The following is a 19,773-nucleotide window of genomic DNA, read 5'->3' on the forward strand; positions in this document are numbered from 1 at the left end:
GGCGTCCTATTGACCGCGCCACTGCGGGGCGCGCTTGTTGAGGAAAGCATCGAGCCCTTCGCGAAAATCCTGGCTCGTGTAACACATCAGGATGAGGTCTTCGCCCTCGTCCCGCGACAGCCGCCGTTGCAGGCGGGCCACCGCCTGCTTGGTCGCGTTCAGCGTCAGCGGCGCGTGACCGGCGACGAGGCGCGCGACCTCGTCGGCGCGCTTGTCGAGCGCTGTGAGATCGTCGACGACCTCGCCGAGCAGCCCGATTCCTGCGGCCTCGGCGGCATCGACAAGGCGCGCGGTGAAGATCAGGTCCTTGACGCGCGCCGCCCCGATCAGAGCGGTGAGACGGCCGACATTGGACATCGACAGGCAATTGCCGAGCGTGCGGGCGATAGGAAAGCCGATTTTTGTGCTGCGGGTGCCGATGCGCAAATCGCAAGCAGCGGCGATGCCCGCCCCGCCGCCGGTGCAGAAGCCGTTGATCGCAGCAATCGTCGGCACGCGGCACTGCTCGAGCGTGGTCAGCACCCGGTCGATCCGATTCTCGTAGTCGATGGAGTCCTGCGGCGTCTTGAATTCGCGGAACTGGTTGATGTCGGTGCCCGACGCAAAGGCCTTGTCGCCGGCCCCGCGCAGCACCAGCACCTTGATCGACCGTTCATCGTTGGCCTGCCCGCAAATGGCGGCGAGCCGCTCGTACATGGCAAACGTGAAGGCGTTGCGCGCCTGCGGGCGGTTGAAGGTGATCCGCCCGATGCCGTCCCTGCATTCAAAAACGAGGTCGTCCGCCTCTAAGGCCCGGTCCATTTCCTCGATCCTCACCGTTTTTTGCATTTTTGAATGCAAAATTTGGGAGTTTCAAGATATAATTGCCGAACTTTCGTCTATTTGACCATTTTTGCATTCAAACTAGAGATATCCCATGCTGCATGAGGAGGTCGTCGGCCGCATCCGCGACATTCTGCTCGACGGCGAGATCCCGCCGGGCGCGCGGATTCCCGAGCGCGAGCTGTGCGAGCGGCTCGACATCTCGCGCACGCCGCTGCGTGAAGCGCTCAAGGTGCTCGCTGCCGAGGGCCTGGTGCAGCTCCTGCCCCACCGCGGCTCGCGCGCAGCAAAGCTGACCGACAAGGACATGCGTGACCTGTTCGAGGTCTGCCAGGGTCTCGAAGCTCTCGCCGGCGAGCTCGCCTGCGAGCGCATCACCGACGCCGAGATCGGCGCGATAGCCGCCGCGCATGCGGAGATGGTGCGGCATTATCGCGAGGGCGATTTGATCCAGTACTATCGCGGCAATCGCGCCATCCACGAGGGAATCGTCAATGCGGCCGGCAATCCCGTGCTCACGGGACTCTATGCATCCGTGACCGCGCGCATCCGCCGCGCGCGCTACGTCACGCCGATGACCCCGCAGCGCTGGGCGCTCGCCGTTAGCGAGCACGAAGCCATCCTGAATGCGCTCCAGCGCCGCGACGGCGCCGGCCTCTCCCACATTTTGCGCGCCCATCTGCGCCACAAGCGCGAAGAGGTTTTGCAGGCTGGTTTTGCCGAAACGGAAGGGAGCGACCTCGCGCTGCGGATTGCGTGAGCGACAAACATTGTCGTAGCCCTTCACCAGAGGTCGCGGCCGGCTTGTAAACCAGCAGAGATCGGGCAATCTGGCCGTGGCAGGACAGGACCGCGGTGCATGGCAATCGAGCTGCATGGCTATCAATACAGCGTCTATTCCTGGATCGCCCGACTGGCGCTCCATGAAAAGGGCGTGGGGTACAATTGGGTAGAGGTAAATCCTTTCGCGGAGGATCTCCCTGCGAGCTACCTTGCGACGCACCCCTTCAAGCGCGTGCCGACGCTGCTTCACGCCGGGTTCGCCCTTTACGAAACGGGCGCGATCACGCGCTATGTCGATGAAGCATTCGACGGCCCCCGGCTTCAGCCGGCGGGACCGAGAGAACGGGCACGTTGCAGTCAGATCATGTCGATTGCGGACAGCTACGCGTACTGGCCTCTGGTGAGGCAAGTCTTCTCTCACGGGGTATTCAGGCCGCTCATGAGACTCGAGGCGGACGAGAGCGAGTTTCGAAGAGGCCTTGCAGCAGCGCCGCGGGTGCTCGCGGCGCTGGAGACAATCGCCGGCGATCAGCAATATCTTTGCGGCAATCAACTGTCGCTGGCTGACATCCATCTGGCGCCGATGATCGGCTACTTTGTGCTGGCCGACGAAGCCAGAGCGCTTCTTCAGAAGTACCCCAGGCTCAGCGAATGGTGGTCGGAACTCTCCAACAGATCCGCGTTCGTCGCGACAACGCCGCGATTGCCGCCTGCCCTGGGGTGACCATCATCGCTTCTTTGGCGCCAAGTGGCCTGCGAAACATTCCCTTTTGGCCATGGATTGAGCTTCGCCGTTTGCTATCCTGCGGTCAATCGAACGGCCGAACGGCCACGCCGACCCGGAGGACGCCATGACCAAATTCGTGATCGAGTCGCACTTCCGTCTGCAGGAATGGGTGGCCGAGGAGAAGGGCTACTTCCGCGACGAGGGGCTCGACTACGAGTTTCGCGAGCTGATCCGCTCGACCGAGGGCCAGCACCACAACAAGGTCAATGAAGGCGCCTTCCAGAGCATCGAGAAGGGCCGCAAGGCCGACGTCAGCTGCGCCTGCCACTGGACCGTCAATGTCGCCGCCTCGAACGGCCACGCCAAGCTCTACGCCGACGTCTACTCGATCGCACCTTCGGGCATCTTCGTTCCGGCCAATTCGAAGATCCGCACGCCTGCCAATCTCGCCGGCGTGCCGATCTCGGTCGGCTTCCAGTCAGGCAGTCATTATTCGACGATCCAGGCGCTCGAGCCGTATCTGGCGCCCGGCCAGATCAACCTCACCTTCGAGGACGGCATGCTGTTCCGCCGGATGGAGCTGCTGTTCGAAGGCAAGAGCGAGGCGGCCTCGCTGTTCAACGGCCCCTATTATTTCGCCGAGCAGCTCGGCTATCGCAAGATCATCGACACGACCTTCATGATCGCGTCGATGATCAATGGCGATCCGGCGCCCGACGATGTCAAGCGCTACTTCCGCGCCTTGAAGAAGGCCCAGCGCGACATCGACCTGCGTCCGGAGCTTTTCACCCGCTATTACAAGAACGAATTTCCGGACCGCTTTCACGCCGCCATGGATACCAGGCGCTGGGGGCCGGGCGAGCGGATCGTGTTCGAACCCTATTCGCGCGAGGTCTACGAGCAGTCGTTCGACTGGATCGAAAAGCACGGCATCTTTGAGTCCGGCACGATGGGCGACGGCAGCTACGACAAGGCGACAGTCGCGTTCGGTCAAATCTAGGCGATGATGTTGTCACTCCCCGCCGATACTAGCAGAAGATGCCGACATGGATCTCGCGGATAGGCTGTCTGGCGTTGACGTTACCCGCGAGCAACTGTAACGTTACAGATCGTAGCGGAGATCTCCCTGTTATTGCCAGGGCTTGCCGAGGCGCAATATGGGACTACGGCCTTTGGCATCGTCTGAGGGACTCCTATGAAACTCATCCAGGCATCATCATGCTTGGCGGCGCTCATGCTTTGTCTCGGCGGCGTGGCACATGCCGACGATTTGCAGACCGTCGGTGATCCCGACAGTGTCGGCTTTTCGGCGCGGCGATTGGCGCGCATGACCTCCTGGTTCGAGGCCCAGACCCAAAAGGGCGACCCTTCTGGTTTTGTCGTTGCGGTCGCCCGGGGTGGAAAGCTCGCTTATTTGCAACCCATCGGCTTTGCGGACCACGACAAGGCGATTCCGATGCGAACGGATTCGATCTTCCGCATTGGCTCGATGTCCAAGCAAATCACCAGCGTCGCGACCATGATCCTGGTCGATGAAGGCAAGCTCGACCTCGATGCTTCCGTGGGGCAGTATCTGCCAGAGCTAAAGGATATGCAGGTCGTCAAGAAGGATCCGGCCACCGGCGATCCGATCCTGCTGGATCTTGTCCAGAAGGCTTTTGAACCGGCAAAGCGCGCGATGACCATCCGAGACCTTCTGCGCAATACGTCCGGCCTGGTTTATGGCGCAGGGGATTACGCCGACCCCGGATTTGGCAATGCGGCGGTACACCTGCTTTACGGCGCGCGGGCGCCGTTCCGGCGCGACAAGCCGATTGCTTCGTTCGTGGCGAGCCTCAGCACACTCCCGCTTCTGCACCAGCCCGGCGAAGTCTGGGAATATTCAATAGGGTATGACGTTCTGGGGCGCGTCATTGAAGTTGTGTCTGGCCAGCCCTTCGATCAGTTCCTGCAAAGCCGCCTCTTTGCGCCGTTGCACATGGTCGATAGCGGCTTCTCGGTACCGCAGGACAAGCTTGCCCGTCTTGTCGCCGTACCGGGCGCACAGCCCGCACCTCTTTCGGATGGGGACGTCACGACGTCGCCAACGTTCTTTTCGGGCGGCGGAGGGATCGTTTCGACGGCTCCTGATCTCCTGCGCTTCTGCCAGATGCTGCTCAACGACGGCGAGCTTGACGGTGCGCGCATTTTGAGACCCGAAACGGTCCGGCTGATGATGACGAACTCGCTGCCATCGGACATGCACGTCGCGGGACACGAGGCCGGTCCCGCTTTTGGGACCGGTTGGGGGCTCGGCTTCGCCATTCGCACCAATCCGGATTTCAGCATGATCCCAGGCGCGGTCGGCAGCTTCAACTGGCAGGGAAGCTGGGGTACGTTTTTCTCAGTCGATCCCACGCAGAAGCTGATCCTCCTGTTGCTGATGCAGCGGCCGCAGTACAGGGACAACGGTTTCTATTTCAACGCCATCCGGCGCCTGCCCTATGCAGCGTTGAAGGTTCCTGAAGTCGCCGCGCCGCCTACGTCGCAACCATCGAACCCCGCCCCGCTTACCGACTATGTCGGGCGTTATGATTTCGGCGGATCCGCAAGTTCGCTGGATCGACAGATATTGGTCGCCGACGGTAACGGCTGGATCGGCCTCAAGTCCGTTGCCATGGAGACCGATGGCCTCAGGGTGATCAAACCAGTTGAAGGAGGCCCCGCCGCAAGAGCGGGCGTCCTGGCGGGAGACCTCATCACAGCCATCGACGACGCCTCGATCCGGGGCCAGACCCTGGAAGCGGCACTTCGCCGAATTCCAGGTCCAGTCAACGCCAAGATCAAGCTCAAAATCAGCCGCGAGACCCAGAGCGATCCGGTCATCGTCGCCTTTGCCCGAGAGGCGGTCCCCTCGCACAGCGTCGCGCTTCGAATCCGCGTCATGGACGGCAAGCTTGTCGTCGAGGCTGCGGGCGCCTGGTCGGTCCTCGGTTTCGACAAGGGCGAGCCGACGCCTGTGGCGGCTCTTTCAAAGGACGAATTCCATGTCGAGGGCGGCGATCATACACGGATCGCGTTCGTTCGTGATGCTGCCGGCAAAGTCAACGGCGCGGTTCTCAATCCGGGACCATGGGAGCAGCGCGGCACGCTCGTTCAATGAAATAAGCGGTCGGTTTGTCTCCGAGAGAACGCCCGGCTCGCCCGCTTAGCTAGCAGCCTAGCTTGTCGGCGATGCCGCCAAAATCTTTGGCGACGATGTCCCAATTGCCGGAGCCTCGAAATCAACCTTCTGCAACGGGCCGTACTCGGTCGGCCGCACGACGAATGCGGTCGGTTTCTCCGCGACAAGCAGCTTGCCTCGCGCAACCACCGGGAGCATGATCAGGCCAGTCGTGCCGGAGATCGAGACCCCTTGAGGTGAGCTGTGATTCTTCCGCAAGAAGCAGACCTTTTGATTGAGAAGGACGCGCGCGGGATCGTTCGCGAGCTGCGCCATTTGCAGACACCCGCGAAGGGCGAGTCCGGCCAATCCGCCAAGCAGGCCGCCCTCGCCTATCTCCAGGATGCTGGTGTGCATCGCCATCTGTTGCCTATCAACGATGACGACTGGCAGCACCTGAACGACACCATCAACGACGACGGACCGACGAGAGCCGGTGGTTTCAGATTTCGATGGGTGGCCCCTCGCGAACTGAAACGGAATTCGACCATCGAGACCTCGATCGTCTGGGTCCAGCAGACGGCTCCGCTGGCAGCCTCCGATTTTGTCCCCGACGTCCTGGGCGGCAGCATACGGCTGGTGGTCCATCACCACGGCGCGATCCCACTGATCACCAGCGCGCGATCGACGACGATCGAGAACGCACAATTGTCGATCGCTCCTGAATTCATCGAGCGAACATTTCCCGGCCGGGCCCTGGAACCGGCATGGGCAGACTTCCTTCCTCGCGATCTGACCGAGAGCCTTCTGGCTCCCTTGCTTGGCCTTTCCGACGACAAGGCCGGCATCGGAGACGCGCGGCTTGTCGCCTATCGCCTGCGCAAGCGCAGCGCCGTCTATGGCGGCACGCTTGGCATCGCGGTCAGTACAACTGCATTCCTGTCCGTGGCAAGCGAGGAGATCGCGCATCGGGTTCTGGTCGATCCTTTCGAGAACGAACTCTTGCGCAAGGCGCCAATCGCGTCGGCATGCGCCGGATACGCCTTTCTCAGCGATCCCGACAGCAAGACCGGAACTTTCGAGCTGCGTCCCGATACCGGAGCCGACTTGCTCGATCCCGAGCGCGATCCGGTCGCACTGCTCGACCTTGATCACGCCCCGGGCGGCCGCCGCAAGCTCTCCGGTCCGCGCGTTCAAGTGCTGACGCCGGCGGCGCTGGGTGCCGACTACGATCCACCTGTGCAGCGACCGCCTTTCGCGTTCTCGGCGCGCACCAACGCGTTCGCTGCGGTCAGCGCCTATAGTCATTGCGATTCCATGATGCTCCTGGTCGAGCAGTTCGGGTTCACGAACGCCGACTACTTCGCCAAGATCAGGCGGCCTTTGGTCGTCGAGCACAGGGCCAAGATGCTGGCGGGCTCCGGCGCGCGCGACGGCCGCGGCATCAATGCCTATGTGACACCGTTCCGCGCCGATCCGGTCGGGCCGCCCTGGGACGCCCGGATGCTGTTCGGGCTCGCCGATTTCGCCGACACCTGGAGAAATCCGCTCGGACTCGTCGCCGATGTGCGCTTCGTCTGGCACGAATTCTGCCACGTGATGATCCTTGCCGCGACGGGATCGACGGAATTCGATTTCGCCCATAGCGCCGGCGATGCGCTTGCGGCGATCATGGACGATCCATCCTCCAGGCTGGTCAAGCTCGACGACGATGCATGTCGCGGCGTGACCTTCCCCTTCATTCAACTGCCGCACCGGCGTCATGATCGCAAGGTCGAGGACGGCTGGGGATGGAACGGCACGCTCTATGAGCGCCCCAATCCCACCTACGGGTTGCGCGATCCGGCCGGATACAATGCGGAGCAGATCCTCTCGAGCACCCTGTTCCGTCTCTATTGCGCGCTGGGCGGGGATGCTCGCCGCACCAACGCGGCGGGTGTTGTCGAGCCGGACGTCGAACGCCGCCGGGCTGCGGCCTATTATTGCACGTACCTCATCGTGAGCGCGATCGGCTCGCTCGGCTGCGTCCAGACAGAACCGACCAGCGAAGCAAGCCAATTCGCCACGGCGCTCATGGAGGCCGACGTCGGCACCTCAGAAGTCGACGACGACGGAACGCCCCGGCTCGGTGGAATGGTGCACAAGGTGGTGCGCTGGGCGTTCGAACAGCAGGGCCTGTACCAGATTGCATCGAACAGCCCACGCAACGAACCGGGACGCCCGCCGGCGGTCGATATCTATATCGACGACAGCCGCGCCGGCAATTATGGCTACAGCAGCAGCGGCTGGCACGCTCTGCCGGCGGTGCTGTGGGTCCGCCACAATCCCGATGGCGGCACCGCGGACGCAAAACCGACGCCCGGGCAGACCAACTACGTCTATGTCATTCTGCGCAATCGGGGCGATGATGCGGCGATAGCGGCATCGGTGGATGTTTTTGCCGCCACCGACTCTCACGCCGATACCTGGCAGCCCCAAGCGGGCTATTGGCACAAGCTGCCAGTGAACAACACCCCACAGACCGTGCCAAGCGGAGGCTCCTACACATTCGGCCCGTTCGAGTGGACTCCACAAACCGGCACCAGGAATGCGCTGCTGGTCCGCGCCACCGTTGCCGGCGACCACAGCAACATCGACGACGACTCGCTGCTGCGCTGCGCCACCGGCCCGACGCCGGTGGAATATCTCGTCCGCAGCGACAACAACCTCGGTTACCGGGAGTGGCGCCTTCCGTAGGGCGCCCGCTACGGCGGGGGGAAATTCGGGAACGGTTCATTCGTAATTTGCGCGACCGTATTTGGCGCGACCGATGCGGCCCACTCCGTCACCACAGCATCGAACAGATGACCGGTCTCGGGACATCGGGTCCGATCCTTGATCAGGTCCACGCAAGCACGGGCAATGAGTTTGCCGGCGGCGCTGTCGCTCGGATAGTGCACGCCCGCGCGCTCACGATTGAATGCGACCCGGCTGGCAAGCCATTCGAGCTGATCGTTCCAATGCGGCAGCACCTCGGCCAGGAGGTACGACATCAGCCAGCTCTGGAGCGAATGGCCGCTCGGGAACGAGGCATGGGCTGGCGGGCCGAACGCCGGCAGGAGACCGGGACATATGAACGAGGGCCGCGGCCGCTTGTACTTCTTCTTATAGTAGACCGCGACGACTTGACCGATGCGTACGGCAAGGTTCATGAGCACCAGCGTGTAATAGTGAGCGCGGTTATTGACCCCCAGCATGCTCACCCAATAGCCGGGCGCATTGTCGTGCTGAAAGACGATCTCGCCCATATACCGCTCGCGGTCGATCTGCATGAGCTGCTGGAGGTGATGAAGCTCGGCATTGATGAATGTGGTCGGGTCTGCACTGCCCTGCTGCCAGCCCAGCAAATCGTGCCCGGCGAGATTGACCTGTTTCCAGCCGGGGCCGCAGTTCTCCATGAACTCGGTGAGGAAGAGCAAGCAGAGCACGTCGGGATCCCAGGGTCCGATCCTGCCCTGCCAGTCCCCCGATGGCAGTGTCTGCTGCGGGAAGCTTGGCGCGCAGTTCGGTCCAAGGTCGTACTGCAGGGTCAGGGGATGGAGGCCGAGCTCGGGCGGCGTGGCTCCGAAGGCCATACCCATCCCCATTCCCATCCCCATTCCCATTCCCATTCCCATTCCCATGCCCATACCCATGCCCATACCCATTCCCATGCCCATTCCCATGTCATCCTCCAGAGCTTGTTCTGCGGGAACTTGTTTCTTGACTGCTAGCAGACGTCGCGGCGCAATTTGTCTCGCGGTTAGCGAGGCAGCCCAGCTTTAATCAATCGTTCGGCAAGCAGAGCCAGCCGCGCCGGCTGCTTGATCGGGTACCAGCTGCAATATTTATCGACCGAGAATGATGGATCGATCCGCATGTGCGCGGCGCCCACCTCGCGCGCGCGCTCAAGCGAACCGGCAGCCACGAGGCTTGCCGCAAGAAGTCGCAAATTGGCGACAAACTGAGGAGCCCTCGCCATGACCTTCGTGCCCCAGTGCACGGCCTCGTCGAAGGTCTCGTTGGTGTAGTGCGCGTTGGTGAGCGCCGACTGATAGAAGTAGGCATACGGATCGAGCGGCGACAACGACATCCCGTAGGATGCGCGCGCCACGGCACGTGGCCCGTCACCGAGGTAGCAATAGGTCGACGCACTCAGGGACCAAGCGATCGCGGAATTCGGCGTTCCCCCGATCGCGCGGTCAAATGCATCGATGGCGCGGTCATACGCGGCGAAGAGGAAGGAATTGATATGGCCGAAGATGGCCAGCGCCATGGGATCCGACGGCTCGAATTCGAGCGCACGCGATGCCAGCCTGAGAGCCTCGCGGGAGTCGGCCTTGAAGTCGGTCGTATGCCCTTCGCCGATGTGCAGGATGTACCACTTTGCCATCAGCGCGTAGGCCCCTGCATAGTGGGGGTCGTGTTCGAGAGCACGCTCGAACAGGGTCCGCGCCTCCTGCATGTCGTCATAACCAAGACGATAGAGGCGGTACATGCCCTGCAGGACCAGGTCGTAGGCGTTCATGCTCTGCGGAATCTTGCGCTCGGCATGCTTCAACTCGGATATGTGGATGTGTGGCAGGAGCGCGTATGCGATGCTTGTCGCGATCTTCTCTTGCACGTCGAACAACTGGCTGATCGACGCTTCATACTGATTGGTCCACAGCATGGACTTCGTATCGACATCGATCAACTGCACCCGCATCCGCAACAACTCGCCGCTACGCGTGAGCGTCCCCGTGACGAGATATCGCACACCCAGGTGATGGCAAACGCTGGCAGCGTCGATGGTGGGGTCGGTGAAACCGAGCGTTGACGTGCTGGATACGACGAACAGCTCACGGATTCCCGCCAGTGACGCCACGATATCGTGGACGATACCCTGCGCGAGGTAGGCGTGCGCCGCCTCGAGACCGAGCATCTGCAACGGCAGGACTGCCACAGACGGCTTCAACGCATGAGCCACCGAGATTGTCGGAGCCCGCAGCTCGTGATGCGCTATCTTGAATGCACGGATGCGCCGCTCGATATTCTTGAGCGTGAGGAAGCCCAGCTCCGCAGCCTGGTAGCGCAGATGGTCCTTTACCTGATCGTGGATGGCCCCCGACACCACGATCCCGCCCGGACCGGCGAATTCCTGAAGCCGGGCCGCAATATTGATGCCGTCTCCGTAGATGTCGTCGCGCTCGGCGATGATGTCGCCGACATTGGCCGACATCCGCAGCTGCAGCGGGTTGCCACCTTCCGATGACGATTTCTCCAAATGGAGTTGTGTGCCGAGCGCGAAGCTGATCGCGTCCACCGGGTTCTTGAATTCCAGGAGCAGCCCGTCGCCGGTGCTTTTGATGACCTCGCCGCCACTCGCGGCGACGCGCGGCTCAATCACGTCCATCCGCATCGACATCCACCGTCGATGCGTGCCTTCCTCGTCGCTTCCCATCAGCCGGGAATATCCGACGACATCGATGAAGACAGCAGCTGCAATACGCCTTTTCGGACGGCTCCGATCCGATCCGTTGTCAGGAGACCTGTTGTCGACACTGATCATCATGACAGGCGCAACAACTGTTGGGCGGCCACAGCCATTGTGGCGCCGAAAGATTGTAGCAGACAGGGACAAGCGGGCAAATGAAAGGCCTGCGCACCGACTGAGCAGACCTCGCGGACTTGCCAGTCTTGCAATCACAGCGTGTGAAGCTGCGGCGCCTCGTTCGCAAAGGAGTGGAAACACTCGCATTTTTCTCGAATGCGAAGGCATGCCCATCGGAATACCGTGAGCCATCGCGGACTGGTACCCCGCGACCTCAGAACGCAGCGCTGGAAGACGGAAATCGCTCGCTAGCAGCCGAACTTGTCAGCGATGCCGCCAAAATCCTTGGCGACGATGTCCCAATTGCCTGTGGCCTCGAAATCGACCTTCTGCAACGGGCCGTACTCGGTCGGCCGCGCGACGAAGGCGGTCTTCAGGCCGTACTTCTGCGCGGCGGCGAGATCGCCATTGTGCGCGGCGACCATCATCACCTGTTCCGGCTTGAGGCCGAGCAGGCGCGCGGCGCCGAGATAGGTTTCGGGGTCGGGCTTGTAGTGCTCGAACAGCTCGGCCGACATCACGAGGTCCCACGGCAGGCCAGCAAATTTCGCCATGTTGGTGAGCAGCGCGACGTTGCCGTTCGACAGCGGCGAGATCACGAACTTTGTCTTGAGCCGGGTCAGGCCGGCGACGCTGTCGGGCCAGGGATTGAGGCGGTGCCAGCCCTTGGTGAGATGGTCGAGATCAGCCTCGGTGAGGCCCTTGATCGCAAATTTCTCGACCAGCTGCTCCAGCGAGCGGCGGTGCAGATCGTCGAGCATGACATAGCCGCGCTCGGGATGCTCGCGCACGTCCTGCATCGAGGCGACATACATGCCGCGCCAGCCGTCGACGAGCGCGGTCCAGTCGGCGCTAATGCCGCGGCCCTTCGCCCACCACATGAAGTCGGTGATCAGGCTGGTGCGCCAGTCCACGACGGTGCCGAACACGTCGAACACGAGGGCTTTGACGGCGGAGAGGTCGGACGTTGTGGTCATGCATTGCTCCGTTGAGTTCTCGCCCCCGGTTGGCTCCGCTCAGATCGAGGGCTTTAAAGCATGATCCTTTCCATGCAACAATAGCGCTAGTCCGCCACATCAAGCACGCCCGAGACGAGCGAGATAACCGGGCTCAACCCGTCGGGTACAAGCGCATCTGCCATGACCATCCCTGTTGCATTTATATTGCTCGAGAATGCCGGCCTCCCGAATGAGGGAGCCCTGATCGAGACTTTGCGAGCGCGTCATCCGAGTCTTCGGTGGGACCGCAGCCCGGTCGCACGAAGCGATGACACCGACGGCCTGATGTTCATCCGCGCCGGCGATCATCTCATGACCATTCTCTTGATGCCTGCGCCCATGCCCTTCGATCAGCAATTGTGGCAGCGTGCCTCCTGGGTATGGCCCGAAGGTTTCGACGCCGCCGGCCGCCATCGCGCGCACCTTGTGGTCTCGACGATGGGTTCCGCCGAAGACAATGCAGAGACGAAAGCGCTTTCGTTCGATGAGAGTACGCGCCTCACGACGGCCTTTGTCGGCGGCGTGCTCGAAGCTCTTCCTGGCTGTCTCGCGGTGGCCTGGTGTGGCAACGTGGGCCGCGCGCCCGAGATGTGGCTCGAGCAATCACGCCGCGCGTTCGAGCCATATCCAGATCACCCCTACGGACTTTGGCTCGAAATCGTTCACTTCCGTTGCGGTGAGACGATCGGAGCCTACACGGTCGGATTGTCCGCATTCACGGGGCGCGAAATCGAATTTGAAGTCGACGGCCTTGAAAAACGCGCTGTCACCGTCCGCGTTGCCGAACTGTCGTCATATCTTATCGCAAACGGCCTCGAGGCCGGAATTAAGAACGGCGGCGCGTTCGAGCCCGACTCCACCATCGATCACCGCGTTGCCGTGTTCCACCGTAACTCGCGTCTCAACATCGGGCCGGTTGTTTCATTCTCATCCCTTGAGGACCGAGCTGGGAGGATCAAGACCTATGAGATTATTCCTGGTTCGATCGCCCGGAATCACCCGCTGCTGGTCATGTTGGTCAAGGTCGGGCTTTTCGATCCGGCACGGACTGAAAATCAGGTCAGACTGAAGCCGGATCACCACGTTTCGGAAGTTCGCCTGGAGAGCTTCGATGACGGCCTTTCGCGCGCGCTGTCCGGAATGCTCGCAACTGACGGCTATGCAGTGGCGGATACGAACGCGCGCCACGCGCTCACAAACGGAGATATTGCAGCCGCAAGGTCCTTTCTTCGGCCCTGGGCCGAGGAAGTTCGGACGCTTCAATTGGCGGTCAAACTAGCTTTGACCCTGTGCGACGCGTTCATGTTCATGCCGGCACCACCCCGCAGCCCGTAGCCGATACGCGATGGATCAGTTCGCGGCGGACGTCCGGCCAGACCAGCCGAACGACCGCTCGGGAAGGTCGCGAGCATCAATCCAAATGGAACTTCGCCAGCTCGCGGTGCTCGGCCTTGATGTAGCGCACGGTGCCGGTGACGGAGCGCATCACCACCGTCTCGGTTTCGATCACGCCGTCCTTGCGGAACTTGACGCCCGAGAGCAGCGAGCCCGTGGTGACGCCGGTGGCCGCGAACAGGCAGTCGCCGCGCGCCATGTCCTCGATGCCGTAGATCATCTTGGGATCGTTGACGCCCATCTTGGCGGCACGCTCGCGCTTCTCGTCGGAATCGAGGATCAGGCGGCACTGCATCTGGCCGCCGATGCAACGCAGCGCCACGGCCGCGAGCACGCCTTCCGGCGCGCCGCCGGTGCCGAGATACATGTCGACGCCGGTGTTGTCGGGGTCGGCGCAGTGGATCACGCCGGCGACGTCGCCGTCGGTGATCAGGCGCACGGCCGCACCCGTCGACCGCACGCTCTCGATGATGCTGGCATGGCGCGGACGGTCGAGCACGAGAACGGTGATGCCCTCAGGCTTGACGCCCTTGGCCTTGGCGAGACGGCGGACGTTGTCGGCGGGCGAAGCATCGAGATCGACGACGCCCTTGTCATAGCCCGGACCGATCGCGAGCTTCTGCATGTAGACGTCGGGGGCGTGCAGCAGCGTGCCGCCGTCGGCCATCGCCATCGTGGCGATCGAGCCCGGCATGTTCTTGGCGCACAGCGTGGTGCCTTCGAGCGGGTCGACTGCGATATCGACTTCCGGGCCGGCGTTCATGCCGACCTTCTCGCCGATGAAGAGCATCGGCGCCTCGTCGCGCTCGCCCTCGCCGATCACGATGGTGCCCTGGATCGGCAGCTTGTTGAGCTCGCGACGCATGGCGTCGACGGCGGCCTGGTCGGCGGCCTTCTCCTGCCCGTGCCCGCGCAGTCGCGCCGACGACACCGCCGCCCGCTCCGTCACACGCACGATCTCCAGCGTGAGAATGCGCTCGAGCAATGCTTGCGGCGGCACTGAAATATGGGTCGACATCGGCTCACTCCTTCGAAACGTTTGGGACGGAAATCTCCGTCCGCATCAACTCGTAACACCCACAGTTCGTTCGAACCGTGTCAGTTCTTCTCAATCCTGATGACTTGCGGCCGCCCGCTGATCACTTTGTCCTTCTGCACGGCGGCGAGCGCGCGGCGCACCGCGTCCTCATGGGTGGCATAGGTGATCAGGATGACGGGCACAGGCACCGCCTTGCCATCCGCCGATGCGGCGCCGCCATTGGGATGGCGCTGCACGATCGATTCGATCGAAATCTTCTGCTCCGCGAGACGGGTCGCGATCGCAGCCGCGGTGCCCGGGAAATCGCGCGCCAACAGGCGAATATAGTAGCCGCCCTCGTGCCGCTCCATCGGCGCCTTCTTGGTGTCGTGCAGCTGCGCAATGGGCCGGCCGAACGGATTGGCGCGGATGCCGCGCGCAACGTCGGCGATATCGGCGACGACGGCAGATGCGGTCGCAGCACCTCCGGCGCCGGGACCGACCAGCGTGATCGGCGGAATGCCCTCGCCATCGATCGTGACCGCGTTGGTGACACCCATCACCTGCGCGATCGAGGAGGATTTTGGAACCATGGTCGGATGCACGCGCTGCTCGATGCCCGTGGCGGTGCGAACGGCAACGCCGAGCAGCTTGACGCGGTAGCCAAGATCAGCGGCCGCGCGCAGATCTTCCGGCGCGATGGAGGAGATACCTTCGACATACACCGCGCTTTGAGCAACTTTCGTGCCGAAAGCGAGGCTGGCGAGAATGGCAAGCTTTTGCGCGGTGTCGTGCCCGTCGACGTCGAAGGACGGGTTGGCCTCGGCATAGCCCAGCCGCTGCGCATCCTTGAGGCACTCGGCAAACGACAGGCCCTCCTGCTCCATCCGGGTCAGGATGTAATTGCAGGTCCCGTTGAGGATGCCGTAGACGCGCTCGATGCCGGTTCCAGCAAGACCCTCGCGTAACGTCTTGATGACAGGAATTGCGGCGCCGACCGCTGCCTCGAAATTCAGCGCACCGCCATGCTTTTCGGCGGCTTTTGCCAACTTCAGACCGTGCTTGGCGAGCAGCGCCTTATTGGCGGTGACGACCGACTTGCCGGCGCTCAGCGCAGCCTCGACCGCCGACAGCGCGGGATCGCCGGCGCCGCCCATCAGCTCGACGAAGCAGTCGATGCCGGGATGGGTGGCGAGCGCCATCGGATCCTTCGCCCATTCGACGCCGCGCAGATCGACGCTGCGCTTCTTGGCCTTCGAGCGCGCGGTGACGGCGACGACGCGAATGCCGCGGCCGCTGCGGCCCGCGAGCACGCGGGCCTGCGTTTCAATCAAACGGACAACTTCGGCGCCCACGGTGCCGAGCCCCGCTATGCCCACTTTCAGGGGTGCAACCATGATGCTTTAGTGAACCTGCAGAAGAGAATTAGCGCCGATTGGCGAGCGGAACGACGTTGTGCAACGTTTCGATGCCGCTTTCAAGGAAGCGGCGCACGCCGCGCGCGGCCTGCCTGATCCGTTGCTCGTTTTCCACCATGGCGATGCGGACATATCCTTCGCCATGCTCGCCGAAGCCGACGCCGGGCGAGACCGCGACGCCGGATTTCTCCACCATCAAGGTCGCAAACTGCATGCTGCCGACGCTGCGGAACGCCTCCGGCAGCGGCACCCAGGCGAACATCGAGGCTTTCGGCGGCGGAATCTCCCAACCGGCGCGGCCGAACGATTCCACCAGCGCGTCGCGGCGCTTGCGATAGGTATCGCGCATCTCCTTGATACAGTCGTCAGGACCGTTCAGCGCCGCGGTCGCAGCGACCTGCACCGGCGTGAACGCGCCGTAGTCGAGATAGGATTTGACGCGGGCGAGTGCGGCGATCACGCGCTCGTTGCCGACCGCAAAGCCCATGCGCCAGCCGGCCATCGAATAGGTCTTCGACATCGAGGTGAACTCGACGGTGACGTCGATGGCGCCGGGCACCTGAAGCACCGAGGGCGGCGGGTTGTTCTCGTCGAAATAGACCTCGGCATAAGCGAGATCGGACAGGATCAGGATCTCGTGCTTCTTCGCGAAGTCGACGAGGTCCTTGTAGAAGTCGAGGCTCGCGACATAGGCGGTCGGGTTCGAGGGATAGCAGACCACTAGCGCGAGCGGCTTCGGGATCGAATGCACGATCGCCCGCTCCACCGCCTCGAAGAATTGCGGCGTCGGCTCCGATGGTACCGAGCGGATCACGCCGCCCGCCATCAAAAAGCCGAAGGCGTGAATCGGGTAGCTCGGGTTCGGACAAAGGATGACGTCGCCCGGCGCGGTGATCGCCTGCGCCACATTGGCAAAGCCCTCCTTCGAGCCCAGCGTCGCCACCACCTGGGTATCGGGATTGAGCTTCACGCCGAAGCGGCGCTCGTAATAGGCGGCCTGAGCCCGGCGCAGGCCGGGGATGCCACGGGAGGCCGAGTAGCGGTCGGTGCGCGGCTTGCCCAGCGTCTCCTTGAGCTTCTCCAGCACGTGCGGGGGCGCCGGCAGATCCGGGTTGCCCATGCCAAGATCGATGATGTCGGCGCCGGCATTCCGCGCGGCCGCCTTGGCCCGGTTGACCTGCTCGAACACGTAAGGCGGGAGGCGGCGGATGCGGTAAAACTCGTCCATGGCTCTCTGGGCTCCGGGCAGCCGGTCAGGGACAGAATCGATGGGCGATGACCACCCTTCGAGGAGATCCCGCCCCGCGCACAAAAATCGCTCACAATCAAATGCTTGTAGCGACTTTCGGCGACGAGAACTGAACTCCTTCGCCCTGACTCTCGGCTGAGTTGACGTCTTTTTAGCACGGAGTGGCGGGGGCGCCAGCGATTACCTTGCGCCCCGCGATGGTCGTCCCGGGACTAATTGGCGGTCCTCACTTGGCGTCCTTGGCGGCGCCGGCCTGGCGGTCTCGGGCGGCCGCAAGCTCGGCCTCGATCTTGGCGCGCTGGTCGGGCGGGATGATCGCCTGATCACGATCGGGCGGCAGGTCGTGCACCGGCAGATAGGTACCGGGCTCTTTGGGATGAGCCGGCGTGTCGGCGGCCGACATGTCCGCGAGCTGGCTCGAACAGCCGCCCAGCGCAAACGCCGCCGTCAGCAGCGCGCAGCATGCAAGCCGCGACTTTTGCAGGTCCCACAACGCAAACACCTGGGAATTCCCCTACTCGTCGCATGCGAGGTTGCGGGAGCTTAACCCAACAACCTGCCCAAGCTCAAACCATTGCTGCCCACAAATGGTACGAGCGAGAAATCATCCAAGGCCCACAGCGACAGAGGTGCACCCCGATTGTGACAAAAGCAAGAAGCCTTGTCGCAGTGCAGCACATCTTCGCGCGTGTTTGACGCGAAACCGGCGAGCTTCGCGGTGACGAATACGGAATGAATCGTTACTGTCGCCTCCATGAGTACTGCCACGACCGACACGCCCAAATCCGGGACAAAGTTTGAAACGAAGTTCGACGCTGAAGCCTTCGCGATGAATGTCGCGCGGGCCATGGAGAGCGGCGGCAAGGCGCTCGCCGCGTATCTGAAGCCGCGCGAAACCGGCGAGGTGCAGGACCGTCCGCCGGCCGAGCTCGCCGAAGTCGTCAAGACCTTCACGTCGGTCGCCGAATACTGGCTGTCGGACCAGTCGCGTGCGTCCGACGTCCAGACCAAGCTCGCCAAGGACTATCTCGATCTCTGGGGCTCGGCGGCACGGCGGATGGCAGGCCAGGAGACTCAGCCCGCGATCGCGCCCTCGCCGCGCGACAAGCGCTTTGCCGATCCGGAATGGAAGTCGAACCAGTTCTTCGATTTCATGATGCAGCTCTATCTGCTCACGACCAAATGGGCGCAGGAGCTGGTGCACAATGCCGAGGGGCTCGATCCGCAGACGCGGCGCAAGGCCGAATTCTACATGCAGCAACTCACCAACGCGATCTCGCCGTCGAACTTCGTGCTGACCAATCCGGAGGTGTTGCGCGAAACGGTTGCAAGCAGCGGCGAGAACCTCGCGCGCGGGCTGACGATGCTGGCGGAGGACATCGCCGCCGGCAAGGGCATGCTGAAGATCCGCCAGTCCAATCCGGACAACCTCGTCGTCGGCGTCAACATGGCGACGACGCCGGGCAAGGTGATCTACCAGAACGAGATGATGCAGCTGATCCAGTATTCTCCGACCACGGAGAAGGTGCTGCGCACGCCGCTGTTGATCGTGCCGCCCTGGATCAACAAGTTCTACATTCTCGATCTCAAGCCGGAGAAGTCCTACATCAAGTGGTGCGTCGACCAGGGCATCACCGTGTTCGTGATCTCATGGGTCAATCCCGACAAGCGGCTCGGTGCCAAGAGCTGGGAAGATTACATGAAAGAAGGCGTCCTCACGGCGATGGACGTGATCGAGCGGGTCACCGGCGAGATGAAGGTGCACACCGCCGGTTATTGCGTCGGCGGCACCATGCTCGCGACCACGCTGGCCTGGCTCGCCGAGAAGCGGCGCCAGCGCGTGACCTCTGCGACGTTCTTTGCCGCCCAGGTCGACTTCACCCATGCCGGCGATCTCCTGGTGTTCGTCGACGAGGAGCAGATCGCAGCCCTCGAGCAGGACATGAAGACGTCCGGCGTGCTCGAAGGCTCCAAGATGGCGATGGCCTTCAACATGCTGCGCTCGAACGACCTGATCTGGTCCTACGTGGTCAGCAACTACCTGAAAGGCCAGCAACCGAGCGCGTTCGACCTGCTGCACTGGAATTCCGACGCGACGCGGATGACCCAGGCGAACCATTCCTACTATTTGCGCAACTGCTATCTGGAGAACCGGCTGTCGACCGGGACCATGGTGCTCGACAACACCCTGCTCGATCTCTCCAAGGTCATGGTGCCCGTCTACAACCTTGCCACGCGGGAGGACCACATCGCGCCGGCAGAGTCGGTGCTGTACGGCTCGCAGTTCTTCGGCGGGCCCGTGAAATACGTGCTGTCCGGCTCCGGCCACATCGCCGGCGTCGTCAATCCGCCGGCCTCGAACAAATATCAGTACTGGACCAACGACAACATCAAGGACGTCAACGTCGCCCAGTGGATGAAAGGCGCGGTGGAGCACAAGGGCTCGTGGTGGCCAGACTGGCGCGAATGGCTCGGCGGGCTCGATCCGGAGGAAGTGCCTGCGCGCAGCGTCGGTACCGAGGCCTTGCCGCCGATCGAGGACGCCCCGGGCAGCTATGTCAGGGTTCGCGCATAGCGCTGCGGCGCGCGCTTTCGTATAAGCTCACGACA

At 62.8% G+C, this 19,773-nt stretch carries 15 protein-coding genes and 1 pseudogene; 7 read left to right on the forward strand and 9 right to left on the reverse strand.

Going from position 1 to position 19,773, the window contains the following annotated elements; all coding sequences use genetic code 11:
• Positions 1-6: 6 nt before the first annotated feature.
• Positions 7-801 carry an enoyl-CoA hydratase/isomerase family protein gene (locus JJC00_RS21635; protein ID WP_200467976.1) on the reverse strand — a complete coding sequence of 265 codons (795 nt, stop codon included), beginning with the start codon at positions 799-801 and terminating at the stop codon, positions 7-9.
• Between the two features lie 115 nt (positions 802-916).
• On the opposite strand from JJC00_RS21635, the gene JJC00_RS21640 reads away from it, so the two are divergent.
• From JJC00_RS21640 to JJC00_RS21655, 4 genes are all read left to right on the forward strand, one after another.
• Complete coding sequence (locus JJC00_RS21640; RefSeq protein ID WP_200467977.1) at positions 917-1,582, forward strand: GntR family transcriptional regulator; 666 nt, start codon at positions 917-919, stop codon at positions 1,580-1,582.
• Between the two features lie 99 nt (positions 1,583-1,681).
• Entirely contained in the window at positions 1,682-2,329 is a 648-nt protein-coding gene (locus JJC00_RS21645; protein ID WP_200467978.1) for a glutathione S-transferase family protein, read from the forward strand.
• Positions 2,330-2,456: 127 nt separating this feature from the next.
• Entirely contained in the window at positions 2,457-3,332 is an 876-nt protein-coding gene (locus tag JJC00_RS21650; protein WP_200467979.1) for an ABC transporter substrate-binding protein, read from the forward strand.
• A gap of 195 nt (positions 3,333-3,527) precedes the next feature.
• Positions 3,528-5,474: a serine hydrolase domain-containing protein gene (locus JJC00_RS21655; RefSeq protein WP_200467980.1), complete on the forward strand. Its 1,947-nt coding sequence runs from the start codon at positions 3,528-3,530 to the stop codon at positions 5,472-5,474.
• Positions 5,475-5,523: 49 nt separating this feature from the next.
• On the opposite strand, the pseudogene JJC00_RS21660 reads toward JJC00_RS21655, so the two are convergent.
• Positions 5,524-5,648: pseudogene (locus tag JJC00_RS21660) on the reverse strand (haloacid dehalogenase type II); the annotation flags it as partial.
• A 162-nt stretch (positions 5,649-5,810) separates the two neighbouring features.
• Between JJC00_RS21660 and JJC00_RS21665 the strand changes: the two are divergent.
• Positions 5,811-8,210 carry a hypothetical protein gene (locus JJC00_RS21665; RefSeq protein ID WP_200467981.1) on the forward strand — a complete coding sequence of 800 codons (2,400 nt, stop codon included), beginning with the start codon at positions 5,811-5,813 and terminating at the stop codon, positions 8,208-8,210.
• Between the two features lie 8 nt (positions 8,211-8,218).
• Here the strand turns inward: JJC00_RS21665 and JJC00_RS21670 are convergent, their stop codons facing one another.
• The 3 genes from JJC00_RS21670 to JJC00_RS21680 form a co-directional block, all read right to left on the reverse strand.
• Positions 8,219-9,178: a phosphatase PAP2 family protein gene (locus tag JJC00_RS21670; protein WP_200467982.1), complete on the reverse strand. Its 960-nt coding sequence runs from the start codon at positions 9,176-9,178 to the stop codon at positions 8,219-8,221.
• A gap of 77 nt (positions 9,179-9,255) precedes the next feature.
• Entirely contained in the window at positions 9,256-11,046 is a 1,791-nt protein-coding gene (locus tag JJC00_RS21675) for an adenylate/guanylate cyclase domain-containing protein (RefSeq protein ID WP_200467983.1), read from the reverse strand.
• A 287-nt stretch (positions 11,047-11,333) separates the two neighbouring features.
• Positions 11,334-12,062 (reverse strand): haloacid dehalogenase type II, encoded by a 729-nt coding sequence (locus JJC00_RS21680; RefSeq protein WP_200467984.1) that lies wholly within the window; start codon positions 12,060-12,062, stop codon positions 11,334-11,336.
• A gap of 162 nt (positions 12,063-12,224) precedes the next feature.
• On the opposite strand from JJC00_RS21680, the gene JJC00_RS21685 reads away from it, so the two are divergent.
• Positions 12,225-13,418: a hypothetical protein gene (locus JJC00_RS21685; RefSeq protein ID WP_246773873.1), complete on the forward strand. Its 1,194-nt coding sequence runs from the start codon at positions 12,225-12,227 to the stop codon at positions 13,416-13,418.
• Between the two features lie 76 nt (positions 13,419-13,494).
• Here JJC00_RS21685 and glpX read toward each other — a convergent pair whose 3' ends face one another.
• The 4 genes from glpX to JJC00_RS21705 all read right to left on the reverse strand — a co-directional run bounded on the left by glpX (position 13,495) and on the right by JJC00_RS21705 (position 17,665).
• Positions 13,495-14,496, reverse strand: a complete 1,002-nt coding sequence (gene glpX, locus JJC00_RS21690; RefSeq protein WP_200467985.1) for a class II fructose-bisphosphatase — start codon at positions 14,494-14,496, stop codon at positions 13,495-13,497.
• An 80-nt stretch (positions 14,497-14,576) separates the two neighbouring features.
• Entirely contained in the window at positions 14,577-15,893 is a 1,317-nt protein-coding gene (locus JJC00_RS21695) for a homoserine dehydrogenase (protein ID WP_200467986.1), read from the reverse strand.
• 28 nt (positions 15,894-15,921) lie between these two features.
• A complete protein-coding gene (locus tag JJC00_RS21700) occupies positions 15,922-17,142 on the reverse strand; it encodes an LL-diaminopimelate aminotransferase (RefSeq protein WP_200467987.1) in 1,221 nt (406 codons plus the stop codon).
• Between the two features lie 247 nt (positions 17,143-17,389).
• Positions 17,390-17,665, reverse strand: a complete 276-nt coding sequence (locus JJC00_RS21705; protein ID WP_200467988.1) for a hypothetical protein — start codon at positions 17,663-17,665, stop codon at positions 17,390-17,392.
• A 252-nt stretch (positions 17,666-17,917) separates the two neighbouring features.
• Between JJC00_RS21705 and JJC00_RS21710 the strand changes: the two genes are divergently transcribed.
• Positions 17,918-19,738 carry a PHA/PHB synthase family protein gene (locus tag JJC00_RS21710; protein ID WP_200467989.1) on the forward strand — a complete coding sequence of 607 codons (1,821 nt, stop codon included), beginning with the start codon at positions 17,918-17,920 and terminating at the stop codon, positions 19,736-19,738.
• Positions 19,739-19,773: the final 35 nt, after the last annotated feature.

The sequence above is a fragment of the Bradyrhizobium diazoefficiens genome, assembly GCF_016616885.1.
Classification (GTDB): domain Bacteria; phylum Pseudomonadota; class Alphaproteobacteria; order Rhizobiales; family Xanthobacteraceae; genus Bradyrhizobium; species Bradyrhizobium diazoefficiens_F.

Excerpts from the sequence above, each read along its gene's own strand:
- JJC00_RS21675 (WP_200467983.1), bottom strand. The coding sequence starts at position 11,046 with ATGATGATCAGTGTCGACAACAGGTCTCCTGACAACGGATCGGATCGG.
- JJC00_RS21680 (WP_200467984.1), bottom strand. The coding sequence starts at position 12,062 with ATGACCACAACGTCCGACCTCTCCGCCGTCAAAGCCCTCGTGTTCGAC.
- JJC00_RS21670 (WP_200467982.1), bottom strand. The coding sequence starts at position 9,178 with ATGGGAATGGGCATGGGAATGGGTATGGGCATGGGTATGGGCATGGGA.
- JJC00_RS21685 (WP_246773873.1), top strand. The coding sequence starts at position 12,225 with ATGACCATCCCTGTTGCATTTATATTGCTCGAGAATGCCGGCCTCCCG.
- JJC00_RS21695 (WP_200467986.1), bottom strand. The coding sequence starts at position 15,893 with ATGGTTGCACCCCTGAAAGTGGGCATAGCGGGGCTCGGCACCGTGGGC.
- JJC00_RS21700 (WP_200467987.1), bottom strand. The coding sequence starts at position 17,142 with ATGGACGAGTTTTACCGCATCCGCCGCCTCCCGCCTTACGTGTTCGAG.
- glpX (WP_200467985.1), bottom strand. The coding sequence starts at position 14,496 with ATGTCGACCCATATTTCAGTGCCGCCGCAAGCATTGCTCGAGCGCATT.
- JJC00_RS21645 (WP_200467978.1), top strand. The coding sequence starts at position 1,682 with ATGGCAATCGAGCTGCATGGCTATCAATACAGCGTCTATTCCTGGATC.
- JJC00_RS21640 (WP_200467977.1), top strand. The coding sequence starts at position 917 with ATGCTGCATGAGGAGGTCGTCGGCCGCATCCGCGACATTCTGCTCGAC.
- JJC00_RS21650 (WP_200467979.1), top strand. The coding sequence starts at position 2,457 with ATGACCAAATTCGTGATCGAGTCGCACTTCCGTCTGCAGGAATGGGTG.
- JJC00_RS21710 (WP_200467989.1), top strand. The coding sequence starts at position 17,918 with ATGAGTACTGCCACGACCGACACGCCCAAATCCGGGACAAAGTTTGAA.
- JJC00_RS21655 (WP_200467980.1), top strand. The coding sequence starts at position 3,528 with ATGAAACTCATCCAGGCATCATCATGCTTGGCGGCGCTCATGCTTTGT.
- JJC00_RS21635 (WP_200467976.1), bottom strand. The coding sequence starts at position 801 with ATGGACCGGGCCTTAGAGGCGGACGACCTCGTTTTTGAATGCAGGGAC.